The 18,275-nt window shown below is 73.5% G+C and carries 17 protein-coding genes, 1 tRNA gene and 2 pseudogenes; 10 read left to right on the top strand and 10 right to left on the bottom strand.

Features of this window, described 5'->3' with window-relative positions; all coding sequences use genetic code 11:
* On the top strand, positions 1–1,547 hold a 1,547-nt coding region (locus tag BG452_RS13925), incomplete at its 5' end, for a helix-turn-helix domain-containing protein (RefSeq protein WP_223242184.1).
* A 435-nt stretch (positions 1,548–1,982) separates the two neighbouring features.
* Here the strand turns inward: BG452_RS13925 and BG452_RS13920 are convergent.
* From BG452_RS13920 to BG452_RS13910, 3 genes are all read right to left on the bottom strand, one after another.
* Positions 1,983–2,056 (bottom strand) — tRNA-Pro (locus tag BG452_RS13920).
* A 100-nt stretch (positions 2,057–2,156) separates the two neighbouring features.
* Positions 2,157–3,107, bottom strand: coding sequence for a metallophosphoesterase (locus tag BG452_RS13915; protein ID WP_188304585.1), 951 nt, complete (start codon positions 3,105–3,107; stop codon positions 2,157–2,159).
* Positions 3,108–3,131: 24 nt separating this feature from the next.
* Positions 3,132–3,497 carry a CGNR zinc finger domain-containing protein gene (locus tag BG452_RS13910; RefSeq protein WP_411292945.1) on the bottom strand — a complete coding sequence of 122 codons (366 nt, stop codon included), beginning with the start codon at positions 3,495–3,497 and terminating at the stop codon, positions 3,132–3,134.
* Between the two features lie 182 nt (positions 3,498–3,679).
* Between BG452_RS13910 and BG452_RS13905 the strand changes: the two genes are divergently transcribed.
* Positions 3,680–4,132 (top strand): GatB/YqeY domain-containing protein, encoded by a 453-nt coding sequence (locus BG452_RS13905; RefSeq protein WP_188304584.1) that lies wholly within the window; start codon positions 3,680–3,682, stop codon positions 4,130–4,132.
* A gap of 111 nt (positions 4,133–4,243) precedes the next feature.
* Here BG452_RS13905 and BG452_RS13900 read toward each other — a convergent pair whose 3' ends face one another.
* Positions 4,244–6,505 carry a transglycosylase domain-containing protein gene (locus tag BG452_RS13900; protein WP_188304583.1) on the bottom strand — a complete coding sequence of 754 codons (2,262 nt, stop codon included), beginning with the start codon at positions 6,503–6,505 and terminating at the stop codon, positions 4,244–4,246.
* Positions 6,506–7,009: 504 nt separating this feature from the next.
* On the opposite strand from BG452_RS13900, the gene BG452_RS13895 reads away from it, so the two are divergent.
* A complete protein-coding gene (locus tag BG452_RS13895) occupies positions 7,010–7,333 on the top strand; it encodes a WhiB family transcriptional regulator (RefSeq protein WP_030240986.1) in 324 nt (107 codons plus the stop codon).
* A 173-nt stretch (positions 7,334–7,506) separates the two neighbouring features.
* Here BG452_RS13895 and BG452_RS13890 read toward each other — a convergent pair whose 3' ends face one another.
* Both BG452_RS13890 and BG452_RS13885 read right to left on the bottom strand, forming a co-directional pair.
* The gene (locus tag BG452_RS13890) at positions 7,507–8,766 is read right to left on the bottom strand and encodes an ArsA family ATPase (protein WP_188304582.1); all 1,260 of its coding nucleotides are present in this window, start codon (positions 8,764–8,766) and stop codon (positions 7,507–7,509) included.
* Positions 8,763–9,836: an ArsA-related P-loop ATPase gene (locus BG452_RS13885; protein ID WP_188304581.1), complete on the bottom strand. Its 1,074-nt coding sequence runs from the start codon at positions 9,834–9,836 to the stop codon at positions 8,763–8,765. The genes BG452_RS13890 and BG452_RS13885 overlap by 4 nt, the downstream gene beginning before the upstream one ends.
* Before the next feature lie 295 nt (positions 9,837–10,131).
* Between BG452_RS13885 and BG452_RS13880 the strand changes: the two genes are divergently transcribed.
* The 5 genes from BG452_RS13880 to BG452_RS13860 all read left to right on the top strand — a co-directional run bounded on the left by BG452_RS13880 (position 10,132) and on the right by BG452_RS13860 (position 13,035).
* The gene (locus BG452_RS13880) at positions 10,132–10,290 is read left to right on the top strand and encodes a DUF4177 domain-containing protein (RefSeq protein ID WP_094743074.1); all 159 of its coding nucleotides are present in this window, start codon (positions 10,132–10,134) and stop codon (positions 10,288–10,290) included.
* On the top strand, positions 10,287–10,754 hold the full coding sequence (locus tag BG452_RS13875) for a RidA family protein (RefSeq protein ID WP_188304580.1): 468 nt from the start codon (positions 10,287–10,289) through the stop codon (positions 10,752–10,754). The genes BG452_RS13880 and BG452_RS13875 overlap by 4 nt, the downstream gene beginning before the upstream one ends.
* Positions 10,755–10,817: 63 nt before the next feature.
* Complete coding sequence (locus BG452_RS13870; RefSeq protein WP_188304579.1) at positions 10,818–11,687, top strand: NUDIX hydrolase; 870 nt, start codon at positions 10,818–10,820, stop codon at positions 11,685–11,687.
* A 122-nt stretch (positions 11,688–11,809) separates the two neighbouring features.
* Positions 11,810–11,983, top strand: coding sequence for a hypothetical protein (locus BG452_RS13865; protein WP_188304578.1), 174 nt, complete (start codon positions 11,810–11,812; stop codon positions 11,981–11,983).
* Positions 11,984–12,201: 218 nt separating this feature from the next.
* Positions 12,202–13,035 (top strand): MBL fold metallo-hydrolase, encoded by an 834-nt coding sequence (locus BG452_RS13860; RefSeq protein ID WP_188304577.1) that lies wholly within the window; start codon positions 12,202–12,204, stop codon positions 13,033–13,035.
* 76 nt (positions 13,036–13,111) lie between these two features.
* Here the strand turns inward: BG452_RS13860 and BG452_RS13855 are convergent, their stop codons facing one another.
* Positions 13,112–13,786: a Crp/Fnr family transcriptional regulator gene (locus BG452_RS13855; protein WP_030288117.1), complete on the bottom strand. Its 675-nt coding sequence runs from the start codon at positions 13,784–13,786 to the stop codon at positions 13,112–13,114.
* Between the two features lie 191 nt (positions 13,787–13,977).
* Positions 13,978–14,982, bottom strand: coding sequence for a winged helix-turn-helix domain-containing protein (locus BG452_RS13850; RefSeq protein ID WP_223242183.1), 1,005 nt, complete (start codon positions 14,980–14,982; stop codon positions 13,978–13,980).
* Between the two features lie 107 nt (positions 14,983–15,089).
* Here BG452_RS13850 and BG452_RS13845 point away from each other — a divergent pair, with 107 nt between their 5' ends.
* On the top strand, positions 15,090–15,908 hold the full coding sequence (locus tag BG452_RS13845; RefSeq protein WP_188304576.1) for an isocitrate lyase/phosphoenolpyruvate mutase family protein: 819 nt from the start codon (positions 15,090–15,092) through the stop codon (positions 15,906–15,908).
* An 88-nt stretch (positions 15,909–15,996) separates the two neighbouring features.
* Here BG452_RS13845 and BG452_RS13840 read toward each other — a convergent pair.
* Positions 15,997–16,624, bottom strand: a pseudogene (locus BG452_RS13840) (RraA family protein).
* A 180-nt stretch (positions 16,625–16,804) separates the two neighbouring features.
* Positions 16,805–17,593, bottom strand: coding sequence for an alpha/beta fold hydrolase (locus BG452_RS13835; RefSeq protein ID WP_188304575.1), 789 nt, complete (start codon positions 17,591–17,593; stop codon positions 16,805–16,807).
* 172 nt (positions 17,594–17,765) lie between these two features.
* Here BG452_RS13835 and BG452_RS13830 point away from each other — a divergent pair.
* Positions 17,766–18,275: pseudogene (locus BG452_RS13830) on the top strand (FUSC family protein); the annotation flags it as partial.

The raw sequence follows: 18,275 nt of genomic DNA, 5'->3' as shown, positions 1-18,275 counted from the left end.
GACTCGTGCTGGCCGCCGAAGCCGCCACCGAGGAAGGCGAGTTGGAGCGCGCCGAAGCACTCGCCGACGAGGCCGCCGGCCGTACCGACAGCGTCCTCGCCCACGCCCTGCTGGACCACGTCCGGGCCACCGCGCACTTCTGGCGCGGCTCCTACCCGACCGCCTACCGGCTGCTGACCGACGCCGCCCTCGCGCTCGCCGCCGGCGGCACCGCCGCGGCCGCCGAAGCCGTCGAACCCGCCCACGCCGCCCGGATGCTGGTCCAGGCCTTCCACGCCGCCTGGTACGCCGGGGAGGAGCCGGTCGCCGAGGTCCTCGACCGGCTCGCCGCCCTCCCCCTGCCCGCCGGCGACCCCCTCGCCCCGCTCGCCCGCTACCTGCCCGCCGCCGTCCTCCCCGCCCTCGGCCGGGGCACCGCCGCGCCGCCGCCCGCCCGGGAGGCCGTCGAAGCCGCCCGCCGGGCCGGCGCAGAGAGCCCCGCCGACCTGGTCCAACTCTGCGGCGCCACCCTCGTCCTCGGCCGCGACGAGGAGACCGTCGAGCTCGGCGGCGAACTCGTCGCCGAAGCCCGCGCCAAGGGAACCCTCGGGGTGATGCCCACCCTGCAGTTCTTCCTCGCCGAGGCCGAACTCTTCCACGGCCGCCACGCCGACGCCGAACTCACCGCCACCGAAGCCCTCGCCCTCGCCCAGGACACCGGCCAGCACCAGTGGGTCAGCCAACTCAGCGCCCTGCTCGCCTACCTGGCCGCCCTCGACGGCCGCACCGAACGCTGCACCGAACTGGCCACCACCGCCCTCGCCACCACCGGCCCGCAGACCGCCGCCCCCGCCGCCGGCCGCCCCTGGGCCCACTGGGCACTCGCCCTGCTCGACCTCGGCCAGGGCCGCGCCGCCGGCGCTGCCGACCGCTTGCACGCCCTCACCACCGGCCCCCACCGGCACCACGTCAGCGCCACCCGCGCCGTCCCCGACCTGGTCGAAGCCGCCGTCCGCCTCGGCGCCCCGGACCGCGCCGCCGAACCCTACGAACGCTTCGCCCGCTGGACCCGCGCCGCGGACCGCCCCTGGGCCGAAGCCCTACGCCTGCGCTGCCAGGCCCTGCTCGGCCCCGACGAACTCGCCGAACCCGCCTACCTCGCCGCCCTCGACCTGCACGCCACCACCCACCGCCCCTTCGAACACGCCCGCACCGCTCTCCTCTACGGCGAATGGCTCCGCCGCACCCGCCGCCGCACCGACGCCCGCCCCCACCTCACGGCCGCCCTGGAAACCTTCGACCGCCTCGCCGCCCACCCCTGGGCCGCCCGCGCCCGCACCGAACTCTCCGCCACCGGTACCCCCGCCCCGGCCCAGACCCCCCACACCACCCCGAACCCCCTGACCCCCCAGGAACTCCAGATCGCCCGCCTCGCCGCCGCCGGCCTCACCAACCGCGACATCGCCGCCCAACTCTTCCTCAGCCCCCGCACCGTCGCCCACCACCTCTACAAGGCCTACCCCAAACTCGGCATCACCTCCCGCACCGCCCTCCCCACCACCCTCTGACCCGCCGCCGCCCGCACCGGTCCTGCTCCCACCAGCACTCCTCCCCCCGGAGGGGCCCGTCACCGGCGAGCGGCGGCGGTTCCCCGTGCCCACGGACGCCCCGCACCGGCACTCGGCGGCCCAAGCCGGTCACGAGCGCGGCTCTGCCTCTGGTACGGGCCCGGCCACGGGTCTGCCGCCCACGCCGGCGAAGACGATCACGTCGCTCGTGGTCCCGGCCGCTCCCCGGCCCCCGGACACGGCAACGGACTCGGCGGGCGGTATCGCCCGGCCCGACCGTGGGGGTTCTCGATGCCTCGCTGAGGGCGCCTCAGTGACAACCCGGGAGAGCGCCTTCCCGGAGGCTTTCTCCCGGGATTCTCCAGAGCGCCCCGGGAGAAACAGTCAGGGCCGGTGTCCCTTGCGGGACACCGGCCCTGAGCTGGTGTTACTGGGTCGGGGTGGCGGGATTTGAACCCACGGCCTCTTCGTCCCGAACGAAGCGCGCTACCAAGCTGCGCCACACCCCGGTCTTTCTGTTTGTCGCTCCGTCTCCTTCGCGACGAGTAGAACTCTACCGGACGCTCGCCGAGACACGAAATCCGGTTTCGAGCGGGCGTCCGGTGGGGGTCAGCGGGGGGTGGCGGCGGGGGTGAGGGTGAGGAGGGTGGCTTCCGGGGGGCAGGCGAAGCGGATCGGGGTGTAGCGGTTGGTGCCGCAGCCGGCGGAGACGTGGAGGTAGGAGCGGTGGCCGCCGGCCTGGTGGGTGGAGAGGCCCTTGACGCGGCGGGTGTCGAGGTCGCAGTTGGTGACCAGGGCGCCGTAGAAGGGGATGCAGAGCTGGCCGCCGTGGGTGTGGCCGGCCAGGATCAGCGGGTAGCGGTCGGCGGTGAAGGCGTCGAGGACGCGCAGGTAGGGCGCGTGGACGACAGCGAGGGAGAGGTCGGCGTCGGCGGAGGGGCCGCCGGTGACCTCGGCGTAGCGGTCGCGGCGGATGTGCGGGTCGTCGAGGCCGGTGAACTCGAGGTCGAGGCCGTTGACGGTGAGGCGGCCGCGGGTGTTGGTGAGGTCGAGCCAGCCGGCCGCGTCGAAGCCGTCGCGGAGCTTCTCCCAGGGGTTGTGCACGGCGCCGGAGATGCCGCGGTTGCCGGTGCCGTCGGGGTTGTTCATGCCGTGGACGCCGCTGCGCATGGCCTGGAGGTAGCGGGCGGGGTTCTTGCGGGCGGGGCCGTAGTAGTCGTTGGATCCGAAGACGTAGACGCCGGGGAAGTCCATGAGCGGCCCGAGCGCGTCGAGGGTGGCCGGGACGCCGAGCGGGTCGGAGAGGTTGTCGCCGGTGTTGACCACCAGGTCGGGGCGCAGCCCGGCCAGGCTCTGCAGCCAGCGCTGCTTCTTGCCCTGTCCGCTCACCATGTGGATGTCGGACACCTGGAGGACCCGGATGGGCTTGGCGCCGTGGGGCAGGACGGGGACCTCGACCCGGCGGAGCCGGAAGGCACGGACCTCGTACCCGACGGAGTAGGCGAGGCAGGCGGCGCCGGCGGCGGCGACACCGAGGGGGACGGAGTACAGCGGTCGCATCAGCCCATGCTCTCAGACGGTGGATCAGGTGGTGAACGGCCGGTCGGCCGCCGGGGGCGCGGTCTCCGGGGCGGGTGCGGGCGGGGGCTGCCCGGTCTCGCGCCGGGCGCGCAGGGCCCGGACCTTGTGGCGGTTGCCGCAGCGTTCCATGGAGCACCAGCGGCGCCGTCCGGGCCGGGAGGTGGCGGCGGCGAGGCGCCGGGGGCGTCGCGCAGGGTGCGGGTGTCGGTGAGCTGGTCGGCGGTGATCCGTACGGTGTCGGCGGGCAGTCGCAGGCGGGAGTGCGGGAGCCGGGAGTGCGGGAGCCGGCGGGTGAGGTCGGCCGGGTGGTGCGGCGCCTCGTGCCGGGCGTAGGGGCCGGGGCCGCCGGTGGTGAGCAGTTCGAGGCAGAGGGCGCCGGGATCGACGTGGAAGCGGGTGCCGCCGGGGGCGGTGAGGACCAGACCGGTCGGGGGTTCCGGGGCGCCGTCTCCTGCGGTCATGTGACCAGCGTAGGTGGTGACGGATCCCGGCGGTGACGGCCGGCGGTTAATGGCAAGCGACGGTACGCCCCAGGTGGGAGACTCGTGGCCATGACGACGCTCAAGGCGCAGCTGCAGGAGGACCTCACGGCTGCCATCAGGGACCGGGACGAGCTGCGCTCGTCCACCATCCGGCTCACGCTGTCCGCTGTCACCGCGGAGGAGGTGGCGGGCAAGGAGAAGCGCCAGCTGTCCGACGACGAGGTGCAGCGGGTGATCGCCCGCGAGGCGAAGAAGCGCCGGGAGGCGGCCGAGGCCTTCGACCAGGCCGGCCGGGTCGACCAGGCCGCGCGTGAGCGGGCCGAGGGCGAGCTGCTGGCGGGCTACCTGCCCAAGCAGCTCTCGGACGAGGAGCTGGCCGCGATCGTGGCCGCCGCGGTGGCCGAGAGCGGGGCGAGCGGCCCGCAGGCGATGGGCGCCGTGATGAAGCTGGTGAAGCCGAAGGTGGACGGTCTGGCCGAGGGCGGCCGGGTGGCCGCCGCCGTGAAGGCCGCGCTGGTCTGAGCGGTACGCCGCGAAGGCCACGCTGCTGCGGGCAGCCCGCCGACACATCGAAGGGGCGCCCTCCGGATCATCCGGAGGGCGCCCCTTCGCCGTCTGCGGGGACGGGCCAGGTCAGCCGTTGCCGCCGCCGTGCTTGCCGCCGTTGCCGTTCCCGCCGCCGCCGATCATGCCGGGCGGGAGGGTGAACCCTCCTCCTATCACCCCACCGGGGCCGCCGGCCCCGTTGCCGTTGCCCTGTGCGGGCGGCGGCGGCGGGTTCTGGCCGGCCGGCTGCTGCGGGGCGTTGGGGTCGGTGGTCGGGGTGGCGCCCGCGGGGGGAGTGGCCGGCTGCGGGTCCGGGATGTTGGTGGTCTGGATGGGCTCCAGCGGCGTGCCCTTGAGTGCCTGGTTCATGGCCATCTGCCAGATCGGGCCGGGGCCGTCGGCGCCGAACACCTCGTCGAAGTGCTTGCCGCCGATGTTGATGTTCTTCATCTTGACGCCGCCGGCCGGGCCGCCGAGCCAGACCGCGGTGGCCAGCGACGGGGTGTAGCCGTCGAACCAGGCGGCCTTCTTCTCGTCGGTGGTTCCGGTCTTGCCGGCGATCTTGCGGCCGTCGTCGAGGCCGAGGGCGGCCGCGGTGCCCTTCTCGGTCACGTTGAGCAGCACGGTGTTGACCGAGTCCGCGGTCTGCTCGGAGAAGACCTGGTTGCACTGGGACTGCGGGACCTTGAGGTCCTTGCCGTCCACCGTGGTGATCTTGTTGATCGCGATCGGGGTGCAGTACTTGCCGCGGGCGGCGAAGGTCGCGTAGACGTTCGCCATGGTCAGCGGGGAGAGCTCCAGGGTGCCGAGGACCATCGAGGGCACCTCCTGGAACTGGTCGCCCTTCGCGGACTGGGTGATGCCCACCTTGTTGGCCATCTGCTTCATGGCGCAGAGGCCGACCTGCTGCTCCATCTCCACGAAGTAGGTGTTGACCGAGAGCGCCATGGCCTGCTTGAGCTCGTACGGGCCGACCTCACTGGCCGACTCGTTCTTCACCGTGGCCTTGGGCTTGTCGGTGTTCTTCCAGGTGCCGTTGCAGGTCGACATCTGGGGGTAGTCGATCTTGTTCTCGGACGGGAACGACTGGGTGTTCGACATGCCCGCCTCCAGCGCCGCCGCGGCGAGGATCGGCTTGAAGGTCGAACCGGTCTGGAAGCCGTTGCCGCCGCCCATCGAGGCGTCGACGTTGAGGTTGACGACGGTCTGGTTCTTGTTCGGGTCCAGGCCGTACGGGCGGGTCTGGGCCATCGCCAGGATCTTGCCGGTGCCGGGCTCCATCATGGTCGCCGCGGCCGACACCTGGTCGGTCACGTTGACCTTCTTGGTGACGGCGTTCTGGGCGGCGGCCTGCTTGTCCGGGTCCAGCGTGGTGTAGATGTTCAGACCGCCGGTGTCCCACAGCTTCTTCCGGTCGTCGGCGTTCTTGCCGAAGGCCGGGTCCTGCTTGACGACGTGGCGGACGTAGTCGCAGAAGAAGCCCATGCCGGCCTGGGCGGTGATGCAGCCGTTCTGCGGGTCCTTGTACTTCAGACCCAGCGGGGCGGCCTTCGCCTCCTTCGCCTGGTCGGCGGTGATGTGCTTGTTCTCCAGCATCTTGTCGATGACGACGTTGCGGCGCTTGATCGTGTTGTCGGGGTAGCGCACCGGGTCGTACTGCGACGGGTTCTGGACCAGGCCGGCCAGCGTGGCGGCCTCGGCGACGGTCAGGTCCTTGTTGCTCTTGCTGAAGTAGCGCTGGGACGCGGCCTCGACCCCGTAGGCCTGGTGGCCGTAGAAGGTGATGTTGAGGTAGTTGGTGAGGATCTGATCCTTGGTCAGGTCCTCCTCCAGCTTGATCGCGACCTTGAGCTCCTGGATCTTGCGGCCCAGGGTCTTGCGCTGGGCCTCCAGGACGGCGGCCTGGTCGTCGCCGGCCTTCTCCACGTTGACGTTCTTCACGTACTGCTGGGTCAGTGTGGAGGCGCCCTGGGAGGCACTGCCGCTCTCCGCGTTCTTGCCGACCGCGCGCAGGATGCCCTTGAGGTCGACGGCGCCGTGCTCGTAGAACCGGGCGTCCTCGATGTCCACCTGGGCGTGTCGCATGAACGGCGACATCTGGTCGGCGTTGAGGACGGTGCGGTCGCGCTCGTAGACCTTGGCGATCAGGCCGCCCTTGGCGTCGAAGATCTGGGTGGCCTGGGTGAGCGGCGGGGTCTTGAAGTCGTCGGGGATGTTCTGGAAGCTCTCCGCCGTGTCCTTGGCGGTCAGCCCCATGGCGCCGACGGCAGGCAGGGCGAGTCCTGCCAGCAGGACTCCGGAGAGCACGCTGACGCCCAGGAACTTCACGCCGTTGCCGACGTGGTCCATCGGTGATCCGCCGCTCTTGCGTCGCGGAGCTCCGGGACTGCCTGGGGGCTGGGATGCCTGGGGGCGCTTCGGTGCCATGAGGAGAACCCTACGTCCCCGATTCCCGCACATAGGGGCAGGTGTTCGCCTAGGCTTGTCACAAGCTTGCGACAGCTTCGGTGCGTCAACATCGTTCACTCTTGTGAGTGGAGAGAGTTGCCCGAATTGCCCACCCTTGTACGGGTTTTGAGGCGGCTGGGCCCTGTGGCGTTCGAGTGAACGGTTGCGCTCAGTGACGGCGCCTGCGGCGAGAGTGGGGGCCTCGCGGCTGGCAAGGCCCGCGACCTGCGATCACTCCAACGAGTGAGATGACCGATACCCATAGTCCGATCGGGTCATTCGAGATTGAGCCCGAAGGGGCTGTTGCAAGCAGTCCTTCTTCCGTAACGTCCTCAACTGGCAACGGTGAATATGCCGTTGCCGCCGTGGGGGAGCCTCGAATCATCGGGAGAGGACGGCGCCGGCATGGGCTGGGTTGACGACTGGAGTGCGCAGGCCGCCTGCCGCACGAGTGATCCGGACGAACTGTTCGTCCAGGGGGCGGCACAGAACCGGGCGAAGGCGGTGTGCAGCGGTTGCCCCGTCCGGACGGAGTGCCTCGCGGACGCGCTGGACAACCGGGTGGAGTTCGGGGTGTGGGGCGGGATGACGGAGCGCGAGCGCCGTGCGCTGCTGCGCCGCCGCCCGACGGTCATCTCCTGGCGGAGGCTGCTGGAGACGGCCCGCACCGAGTACGAGGAGTCCCTCGCGACCGGCGTGATACTGACGGACTACGCCCAGGCGGGCTGAGCCCGGCCGCACCGGTTCGGCCGCGATGGCCGCACCCCACGGCCCGGGCTCATCCCGTTCCGGGAAGCCCGTCCCCTCCCGGGGGTGACCCTACTGAGGGAGCCCGTCCCCTCCCGGCTCGATCCCCCTGAGGGAGCCCGTCCCCTTCCGGGTCGATCCCGCTCCGGCCGGGACTACACCGCGCCGTTGAGCCGGTCCCCGATGGCCCGCAGCCCGTCCAGGTCGTGCACGTCGCCCGGCAGCGCCGCCACCTCCACGATCGGCACGTCCGGGTACACCGAGACGAAGCGGTCCCGGGTGCGCCGCTCGCGCCCCATGATCTGCATCCGCTCGGCGTGCAGCCGCAGCAGCCCGGCCGCGAGCAGCTCCGCCTCGGGCGAGGAGTGCTCCGAGCCGTTCTCCTCCAGGGCCTCGGCGGCCGCCAGCGCCCGCTCCGCGGTGAGCTGCGGGGCGCCCGTGCTGTGCACCCGGTTGAGCACCAGCCCGGCCAGCGGCATCCGGTCGGCGGCGAGCCGGTCGACGAAGTACGCCGCCTCGCGCAGCGCGTCCCGCTCCGGCGCAGCCACCACCAGGAACGCCGTGCCGGGCGCCTTCAGCAGCTGGTAGGTGCGGTCGGCGCGCTCCCGGAAGCCGCCGAACATCGAGTCCATCGCGCTGACGAAAGTCTGCACGTCGGTGAGCAGCTGGGCGCCGAAGATCTTGCCCAGGGCGCCGGTGAGCAGGCCCATCCCGGCGTTGAGGAACCGCATCGCGCTACGGCCGCCGACCTTGGCCGGCGCGGTCAGGATGCGGATCACCCGGCCGTCCAGGAAGGACCCGAGCCGGTTGGGGGCGTCCAGGAAGTCCAGCGCCGAGCGGGACGGCGGGGTGTCCACGACGATGAGGTCCCACTCCTCGGCGGCGCGCAGCTGCCCGAGCTTCTCCATCGCCATGTACTCCTGGGTGCCCGCGAAGCCGGCCGACAGGGACTGGTAGAAGGGGTTCTCCATGATCGCCTTGGCCCGTTCGGGCTCGGCGTGGGCCAGCACGACCTCGTCGAAGGTCCGCTTCATGTCGAGCATCATGGCGTGGAGCCGGCCGTCCCCGGCCACCCCCTCGACCACCCGGGGGGTGTTGTCCAGCTCGGTCAGACCCATCGACTGGGCGAGCCGTCGGGCCGGGTCGATGGTCAGTACCACGACCTTGCGGCCGCGTTCGGCGGCCCGCAGGCCGATCGCCGCGGCGGTGGTGGTCTTGCCGACGCCGCCGGAGCCGCAGCAGACGATGATCCTGGTCTTCGGACTGTCGATCAGCTCGTCCACCGCGAGCCGGCTGCCGGTGCCCCGCACACCGCCGCTCGCCGCGGCCGCGCCACCGCTTCGCGCGGTCCCGCCATCGTGCGCGGAGGCCGTGCCGCCCTTGCCCGAAGCCGTGCCGCCGTTCGCCGGAGTCATGCCGCCCCCTGCCGCTTCAGTTCGCCCGCCAGCCGGTACAGCCCGCCGAGGTCCACGCCCTCGCCCAGCAACGGGAGTTCGTACGTCGGGAGCCGCAGCTGCTGCAGGTCGGCGCGCTGTTCGCGCTCCAGCTCGACCCGCTCGGCGTGCTCCCTGGCCTGCTCCAGCAGCGGATCGATCAGCGGCTCCACCGCCGTCCGGACCGTCTCCGCCTTGCGCGAGCGGCCCCCCAGCCCGGCCTCGCCGAGGGCCAGGGCCACCTCCTCCCGGTGGTCCCCGTCCACTGCGGCGACCGCGGCCGCGTCCAGCACCGGCGGCCGGACCATGTTGACCATCACCCCGCCCACCGGCAGCTTCGCCTCGCGCAGCTCCGCGATGCCGTCGACCGTCTCCTGCACCGGCATCTCCTCCAGCAGGGTGACCAGGTGCACGGCGGTCTCCGGGGACCGCAGCACCCGCATCACGGCCTGCGCCTGGGTGTGTATCGGGCCGATCCGGGCCAGCCCGGCGACCTCGGAGTTGACGTTCAGGAAGCGGGTGATCCGCCCGGTCGGCGGGGCGTCCATCACCACCGCGTCGTACCGGCGCCGCCCGTCCGGGCCCTTGCGGCGGGCCGCCTCGCAGGCCTTGCCGGTGAGCAGCACGTCCCGCACACCGGGGGCGATGGTGGTGGCGAAGTCGACGAAGCCGACCTTCTGCAGCGCCTTGCCGGCCCGGCCGAGCTTGTAGAACATCTCCAGGTACTCGAGCAGCGCCTGCTCGGTGTCGATCGCCAGCGCGAGGACCTCGCCGGGCCCGCCCTCCCCGGCCGGCAGCCCCAGCTGGGGGCGGGAGACCGAGGCGATCCGGCGCTCCTCGTACGGGAGCGCGGCGATCCCGAACAGTTCGGCGATGCCCTGCCGCCCCTCGACCTCGATCAGCAGCACCCGGCCGCCCTCGGCGGCCAGGGCCAGGGCCAGCGCGGCGGCCAGCGTGGTCTTCCCGGTGCCGCCCTTGCCGCTGACCACGTGCAGCCGGACCCCCTCCCAGTCGGGGTCGCGCCGGGCCGCCTGGCCGGGGGTGCGTGCCACGCTGCGTCTCCGTCCGTCTCCGTCCCTACGGGCGCCCTCTCCCGCGAGGTGCCCCTGCCGGGGTGACCGATCGCGGACGGGGATGCCCCTCCATGAGGATGCCCCTCCGTGCGGACGCCCCTCCACGGGGGTGCCCCCGCACGAGGACGCCCTCTCGCGAGGGTAACCAGGGAGCGCGCCCGATGCCCGGAGCACCTGGGGCGCGGGGACCGAATCATGCCCCCTTTGTGTTCCACCTCACACGCCGGTCGGTGGGCGGCGGCGATCGCCGGGACGGCTCGTCTAGAGTCTGGCCATGACCAAGTGGGAATACATGACGGCGCCCCTGCTCGTGCACGCCACCAAGCAGATCCTGGACAACTTCGGCGAGGACGGCTGGGAGCTCGTCCAGGTCGTGCCCGGCCCGAACCCGGAGCAGCTGGTGGCCTACTTCAAGCGGGAGAAGAACGCATGAGCCAGGTCGAGTCGAAGCTCGCCGAGCTGGGTCTGACCCTGCCGCCGGTGGCCGCCCCGGTCGCCGCGTACGTGCCGGCCGTGCAGTCCGGTGAGTTCGTGTTCACCTCCGGCCAGCTGCCGGTCGTCGGCGGCAAGCTGCCGAGCACCGGCAAGGTCGGTGCGGAGGTGTCCCCGGAGGAGGCCAAGGAGCTCGCGCAGACCTGCGCGCTGAACGCCCTGGCCGCCGTGAAGTCGGTGATCGGTGACCTGGACCGGATCGAGCGGGTCGTGAAGGTCGTCGGCTTCGTGGCCTCCGCCCCCGACTTCACCGGCCAGCCCGGCGTGATCAACGGCGCCAGCGAGCTGCTCGGCAAGGTGCTGGGCGAGGCCGGTGTGCACGCCCGCAGCGCGGTCGGCGTCGCGGTGCTGCCGCTGGACGCCCCGGTCGAGGTCGAGATCCAGGTGCGCGTCAAGAACGCCTGAGTGTGATCGCGAAGGCGGGGTCGGGCCTGTCCAACCCCGCCTTCGTGCGCTTAGCATCCGGGCATGGACCATCGAGCAACGACGCTCCCGATGCCGCCCGGTTGGCCCGCCCGGATCCGGGCGGTCGACTCCGGCCTGCTCACCCCGGCGGTGGCCAAGCCCGCCGCGACGGTCGTGCTGCTGCGCGACCGCGCCGACGGGCCGGAGGCCTACCTGCTGCGCCGTCGTACCTCGATGGCCTTCGCAGCCGGGATGTACGCCTACCCGGGCGGTGGGGTGGACCCGCGCGACGCCGAGGTCGAGCCCGGCTGGGCCGGGCCGTCGCCCGAGGAGTGGGCGCGGCGGCTGGGGGTGGACGCCCGGACGGCGCGGGCGGTGGTGTGCGCCGCCGTGCGCGAGACCTTCGAGGAGGCCGGCGTGCTGCTGGCCGGCCCGGACGCGGAGAGCGTCGCCGCGCCGCGCGACTGGTCCGCGGAGCGGGCCGCGCTGGAGGCGCACGAGCTGTCCTTCGCCGAGTTCCTGCGGGACCACGGCCTGGTGCTGCGTAGTGACCTGCTGGGCGGCTGGGCCCGCTGGATCACCCCGGAGTTCGAGGAGCGGCGCTACGACACCTGGTTCTTCGTCGCCGCCCTGCCGGCCGGCCAGCGCGCGGCGCTGGAGGTCGGCGAGGCCGACCGGGTCGCCTGGCTGACGCCTGCCGAGGCGGTCCGGGGCCACCGGGAGGGCCGGTTCGGCATGCTGCCGCCGACGGTGACGGTGCTGCGCGAGCTGTCAGACGTCCGGTCGGCCGCCGAGGCGCTGGCCGTGGCCGCCGACCGGGTGCTGGAGCCGGTACTGGGCCGGGCCGAGGTCCGCGGCGACCGGATGACGGTCCGCTGGCCCGGGTACGACGAGCTGACCATCGACGGGGAGTTCCCCGCCGAGGGATCCTGACCCCACACCCTGACCCCACACCCCGGCCGACACACCCCGTCCGACGCATCCCATCCGACACATCCCATCCGACACCTCATCCGACCCGCACGACAACGCCGACCAGGAAGGACCGACACCCGATGGACCACAACGACGTGGCTCGCCGGACGGCCCCCGAGCTGCCCGCGCGCCGACTGATCCGCCGTTCTCCCGCCTGCGACGGTCCGGTCCCATTCGTCGAGGTCGCCCAGCGCGCCCTCGTCCGGGCCCTGCCACTGCGGGCCCTGCACCGTGACGGCGAGGGCGGCCGGTGAGCGGACGAACCGTCGAGGGGTGGGCGTTGCGCGAAGCGCCTGCCGAGCGTGGCGAGGTGGGCTTGTGAACGAGCGGAGCGAGCGAACCGTCGAGGGGTGGGCGTTGCGCGAAGCGCCTGCCGAGCGTGGCGAGGTGGGCTTGTGAACGAGCGGAGCGAGCGAACCGTCGAGGGGTGGGCGTTGCGCGAAGCGCCTGCCGAGCGCAGCGAGGTGGGCGCATGAGCGGGCTCCTGCCGGGTGACCCCGCCGCCGAGGTCGGCGGCGAGGCCACTGCCCGGGCGCTGTGCGTGCTGGCGCCGAACCCGTCGCCGATGACGCTGGACGGCACCAACACCTGGCTGCTCTCCGAGCCCGGCTCGGACCTCGCGGTGGTGATCGACCCGGGACCGCTGCACGAGGGCCATCTGCGCCGGGTGGTCGACCTCGCCGAGGAGCGCGGCAAGCGGGTCGTGCTCACCCTGCTGACCCACGGCCACGCCGACCACTCGGAGGGCGCGGTCCGCTTCGCCGAGCTGACCGGCAGCGAGGTGCGTGCCCTGGATCCGGCGCACCGGTTGGGCTCCGAGGGCCTGGTGGGCGGTCAGCGCCTGGATGTCGGCGGCCTCGACCTGCGGGTGGTCGCCACCCCGGGCCACACCTCGGACTCGCTGACCTTCCACTTGCCGGACGACGGCGCGGTCCTCACCGGGGACACCGTGCTCGGCCGCGGCACCACGATGGTCGCCCATCCGGACGGCCGGCTCGGGGACTACCTGGACTCGCTGCGTCACCTGCACACGATGGCCTCCGCGCACGGCGTGCGGACGGTGCTGCCCGGTCACGGCCCGGTGCTCGCGGACGCGCTCGGCGCCGTCGACTACTACCTGGCCCACCGGGCGAACCGGCTCGCCCAGGTGGAGACCGCGGTGGAGGCGGGCTGCCGGACGGCCGCCGATGTGGTCGCCCGGGTCTACGCCGACGTGGACCGGGCGCTCTGGCCGGCCGCCGAGTTGTCGGTGCGGGCCCAGCTGGAGTACCTGGCGGAGCACGGGCTGATCCCGGACCAGGACTGACCCCCTCGGCCGTGCCCGCGCACGCCGGAGGGCCCGTCGCAGTGATCGCGACGGGCCCTCCGGCGTTCGTACGGTGTCAGCGCGAGCGGCGGGACAGTCGCTCGACGTCCAGCAGGACCACCGCGCGCGCCTCCAGCTTCAGCCAGCCGCGGCCGGCGAAGTCGGCGAGCGCCTTGTTGACCGTCTCGCGGGAGGCGCCGACCAGCTGGGCCAGCTCCTCCTGGGTGAGGTCGTGGGCGACGTGGATGCCCTCCTCGGACTGCACGCCGAAGCGGCGGGAGAGGTCCAGCAGGGCCTTGGCGACGCGGCCGGGCACGTCGGAGAAGACCAGGTCGGACATCACGTCGTTGGTCCGGCGCAGTCGGCGGGCGATGGCCCGGAGCAGCGCGATGGACACCTCGGGGCGGGCGTGCAGCCAGGGCTGCAGGTCGCCGTGGCCGAGGCCGAGCAGCTTGACCTCGGTCAGCGCGCTGGCGGTGGCGGTGCGCGGGCCCGGGTCGAACAGCGACAGTTCGCCGATCATCTCGCTGGGGCCGAGCACGGCGAGCATGTTCTCGCGGCCGTCCGGCGAGGCGCGGTGCAGCTTGACCTTGCCCTCGGCGACGACGTACAGCCGGTCGCCCGGGTCGCCCTCGTGGAACAGCGACTCACCACGGGCGAGGGTGACCTCGGTCATGGAAGCGCGCAGCTCGCCGGCCTGTTCGTCGTCGAGTGCCGCGAAGAGTGCGGCGCGCCGCAGAACGTCGTCCACGTGCTTCCTCCTTCTCGGCCGTCCGGCGGGTGGGCCGTCCGGCGCAAGTTCCGTTCAGTGTTCTGCATCACCAAGCATGGCGCATGTCGCTCCGATCATATGAGGAGGGGGTGTATCGGGGTGTGCGGTGCGGGGCCATTCGTACCGGCGGGTCACGGGGCGGGGTGCCCGGCGGCCGTCGCCCGGTCGTGCTACCGGCCGTCCGGATCGAACAGGGAGTCGCCCACCGCGGTGCGGGCGGAGAGGACGGCGTGCCCGGCCCGGTGGGCGCTGGTCAGGCCCGCGGCGCGCAGGGCGGTGAGGTGCTGGGAGACAGCCGCCGGCGACAGTCCGGTCCGGCTGGCCAGTTCGCTGGTCGAGGCCGGGGAGTCCAGCTCGGCCAGCAGCCGGGCCCGGGACCGGCCGAGGACGGCGGCCAGCGCGTCGGTGCGCGCCGCCGAGCCCGGGCGCTCCTCCCAGAGCGCGGCCGTGCCGCGCGCCGGGTAGATCAGCTGCGGCGGGTCCGGCGGCAGCACCCGGGTGAGCACCCGTGGCCAGGCGAAGGCCGAGGGCAGGAGCAGCAGCCCGGCGCCGGCGGTCAGCCGGGCCACGGCGCAGTGCCGGCGCTCCAGCCGCAGCGCGGTGCCGTCCCAGCGGACCGTCTCGTGCAGTTCGTCCAGCATCCGCGCGGTGCCGTGCTCGGCGGCCTGCCGGGAGCGGTGGAAGACGTCCGCGGCCAGCAGCGCCCGGATCCGGGCCCAGTACGGGGCGAGCGCCAGCTCCCAGTAGGCCTCGATCTCGGCGGCCAGCCGGGGCAGCTGGCCGGCCGGGTCGCGGTGCAGCGGCGCCAGTACGGCCGGGAGCCGGCCGCCGGCCTCGGCGGCCACGATGTCGAGGTCGGCCCGGACCTGCCCTTCGCTGGTCGTGGTGATCGCGGCCAGTTCCTCGGCGAGGGTGGGGGAGAAGCCGGCCGGGGCGGGGTTGAGGAAGTCGGGCAGGTGGCCGTCGGGCGGGACCATCGCGGCCAGCCGGCCCCGGTCCAGTCCGGCGGCGGCCAGCCGCTCGCGGACCTGGCCGGCCCAGCGGCGGTGCAGTGCCGGGGCGGGGGAGTGGGCGAGGGCGCGCAGGCTGGTCACCACCTCCTGCATCGGGCTGACGGCGAACCGGGTCAGCGCCAAGTCCTGGGCAGAGAAGTGGAGTTCCGTCCGCACCTGCAACCCTCCTTCAGAAGATTCGGCCCCAGCTTAAACACTGGTGGCCGACGCGCGACTGGGCGCAGGATGCCTGAGTCCCCACCGATCCGTACGAAAGCCGGTGACCCGTCATGTCCACCACCCCCGAGGCCCGCGAACGGGCACTGCGGCTGCGCGAACTCCTCGCGGAGGGCGTGCTCGTCCTGCCCAACGCCTGGGACGCGGGCAGCGCCGCGGTGATCGCCTCGGCCGGCGCCCGGGCGATCGCCACCACCAGCGGCGGTGTCTCCTGGTCGCTCGGGCACGGCGACGGCCAGCGGATGGACCGGGCGGCGGCGGTCGCGGCGGCCCGCCGGGTCGTCGCCGCGGTGGACCTGCCGGTCACCGTCGACGCCGAGGGCGGGTACGGGCCGCTGCCCGCCGACGTGGCCGCGACCGTCACCGAGCTGGTCGGCGCCGGCGTGGCCGGGGTCAACCTGGAGGACTCCACGGCCGTCGGCGGGCCGCTGTTCCCGGTCGCCGAGCAGGCCGGACGGCTGCGCGCGGCCCGGACGGCGGCCGCGGCGGCCGGGCTCCCCGAACTGCTGGTCAACGCCCGTACCGACGTCTTCCTGTTCGGCCTGGGCGGGCTCGACGACGTACTGGCCCGGGCCGAGGCCTACGCCGAGGCGGGCGCCGACGGCCTGTTCGTCCCCGGGCTGCTGGACCTCGACGCCCTCACCGAGCTGTGCCGGCGCTCCCCGCTGCCGGTGAACGCCATGGCCGGGGCGGGCGGGCCGACCGTCGCCGAACTCGCCGCCACGGGGGTGCGGCGAGTCAGCGTCGGCACCGGTCTGGCCCAGGCCGCGTACACCGTTGCCCACCGGGCCGCCGTCGAACTGCTCGGCGCCGGGACGCTGACGGAGCTCGACGGGGCGCTCGGCTTCGGGGAGCTGAACGGGCTGTACTGATCGCCCTCGGGCCGCACCCCGGCCGTTCCGATTCCCTACCGGTCGTTCCGCCGTCGCGCCGGTCGTCCCCACGCCGTACCGGTCGTTCTCAGCCGGTGAAGCCCAGCTCGGCGAGGCTCTGGTCGATCCGGGCGCGGTGGGCGGCCTCCCAGTCGTCCAGGGTCTCGGCGGCCTCCTTGGCCAGCTTCGCCCGGGCCGCCGCCAGGGTGCCGGCCCGCTCGGCGGCGGGCACCACCACGACACCCTCCTCGTCGGCCACCACGATGTCGTCGGGCGCCACCAGCACGCCGCCGCAGCGCACGGGGGCACCGTGGCTGCCCAGCCGCTGCTTCGCCCCGGGGATCGGGATGACGCCCCGGGCGACCACCGGGAAGCCCAGCTCCCGCACCTCGCCGAGGTCCCGGATCAGGCCGTCGGCCACGAAGGCGGCGACGCCCCGGCGCTGGGCCACGGCGCAGACGTTGCCGCCGGCCAACGCGTAGTCCAGGTCACCGGACTCCACCACGATCACCGAGCCGGGCTCGGCCCGGTAGATCGCGGCGTGCAGCAATCAGGTTGTCGCCGGGCGGGCACTGCACGGTGTAGGCCGGTCCGGCCACCCGGGGCATGCCCGTCCACAGCGGACGCAGACCGATGTCCATCACCTGGGCGCGGCCCAGGACGTCCGCCAGGGTGGTGGTGGGAATGTCCGCGAAGTCCGTGAAGTCCCCGTCCATGCGTCCTCTTTCTCCGGTCGTCAGACGGTCGGAAGACTAGAGCGCGCCGGTGAACGGGGGCGTACGGTTCCCCGGTTCCCCGGTTCCCCGGTTCCCCGGTTCCCCGGTTCCCCGGTTCCCCGGTTCCCCGGTTCCCCGGTTCCCCGGTTCCCCGGTTCCCCGGTTCCCCGGCTCTCCGCCTCAGGCGAAGAACGTCAGCAGCTCCGGCACCAGGACCTCGGCCGCCACCTCGTGGGTCTGGTCGGCCAGCGTCCGGTACGCGGCGCCCGGCACCGCCCCGGCCACCGCGCGGGCGGGAGCCCGCAGCAGCTCCGGGCTGGCGCCGCCGTCCAGGACCAGGGTGGGCACGGCGATCGTGGCCAGCAGTCCGGTCGGTACCGTCCCGCCGGTCCGCCCGCCGAGCGCCGCCGCGTCGTACGCCAGGGTCGGCGCGACCGCCTCGAACACCGGCCACACCGGGGCGTGACGCATCCCCTCCACCATCTCGCCGGGCATCCCGACGAAGGCCATGAAGGCCGCGACGGCGTCCCCGCGCCGCCCCTCGGCGATCGCCGCCTCCAACTCGGCGACGTACCCGACGAATTGCTCGCTCCGCTCCTCCTCCGTGCTGAACGGCGGCTCGTAGACGGCGAGTCGGCTCATCCCGACGCCCGCCGCGGCGGCCCGCAGGGCGAGTGCGGCGCCAGAGGAAGTGCCGAAGACCGCGGCCGAGCCGCCGGTCGCCGCGATCACGGCCGCCAGGTCCTCGATCTCGCGCTCCACGGCGAACGGCGCGGTGTCCCCGCTGCCGCCGCGGCCGCGCCGGTCGTAGGCCCACACGGTGTGGTGGGCCGAGAGCTGCTCGGCGACCGCGACGCCCGGGTCGAAGCCGCGGTGGCCGATCGCCCCGTCCACCAGGACGACGGCCGGGCCGGAGCCGGTGACGGTGCAGGCGATGGTGGTGCCGTCGGTGGAGACCACGGTGCTCATGGGTGTTCCTTCGGTCGGACGAGTCGGTCATGGGGGTAGACCGGGGTTCGCCGCAGAACTCATCGCTCCGGCGGGGATTTCCTCCGACGAGTTTCGAGGACCCCGGCGAGCCCCTACGGGCCCGTCTTGCGCGCACATGCTTTACGGGTAAATTACCTGCTAATCTTTTCGTATGGCCCCAACCGCCCAGTTCCGGCAGGCACTCCGGGTCGGCCCGCCCGGCGACATCTGGCACAAGCCCGCACTCAGCGCCGTGGTCACCCTCGGCACCCTCAACCTCACCCTGTTCGCCCTCGGCTGGCTCGACCTCGCCCTCTACACCTCGGCCGGCGGACTCGGCGCGCTGTACGGACACGGGCTGCCCTACCGCGCCCGGGCCCGCACCCTGGCCGGCGTCCTGCTCGGCACCGTGCTCAGCACCGCCGCAGCCCTCACCGCCGCCGCGCTGACCCGCGACGCCGCCACGCTGGTCGCGGTGGCCGCCGTGCTCGCCGCACTGCACAAGCTGTGCTGCGACGCCGCCCGGATCGGCCCGCCCGGCAGCCTGATCATCACCTTCACCACCGCCGGCTGCGCCTTCGTCCCCCAGCGCCCGGCCGACCTGCCGCCGCACCTGGCGCTCGCCGCGCTCGGCGCCGCACTCGCCTGGCTGGTCGGCATGGCCCCCGCGCTGGTGCGCCCG

Source organism: Streptomyces sp. CBMA123, assembly GCF_014596465.1.
Classification (GTDB): domain Bacteria; phylum Actinomycetota; class Actinomycetes; order Streptomycetales; family Streptomycetaceae; genus Kitasatospora.
Note: the sequence above shows the minus strand (reverse complement) of the source record. Positions and strands in the feature narration are given on the sequence as shown.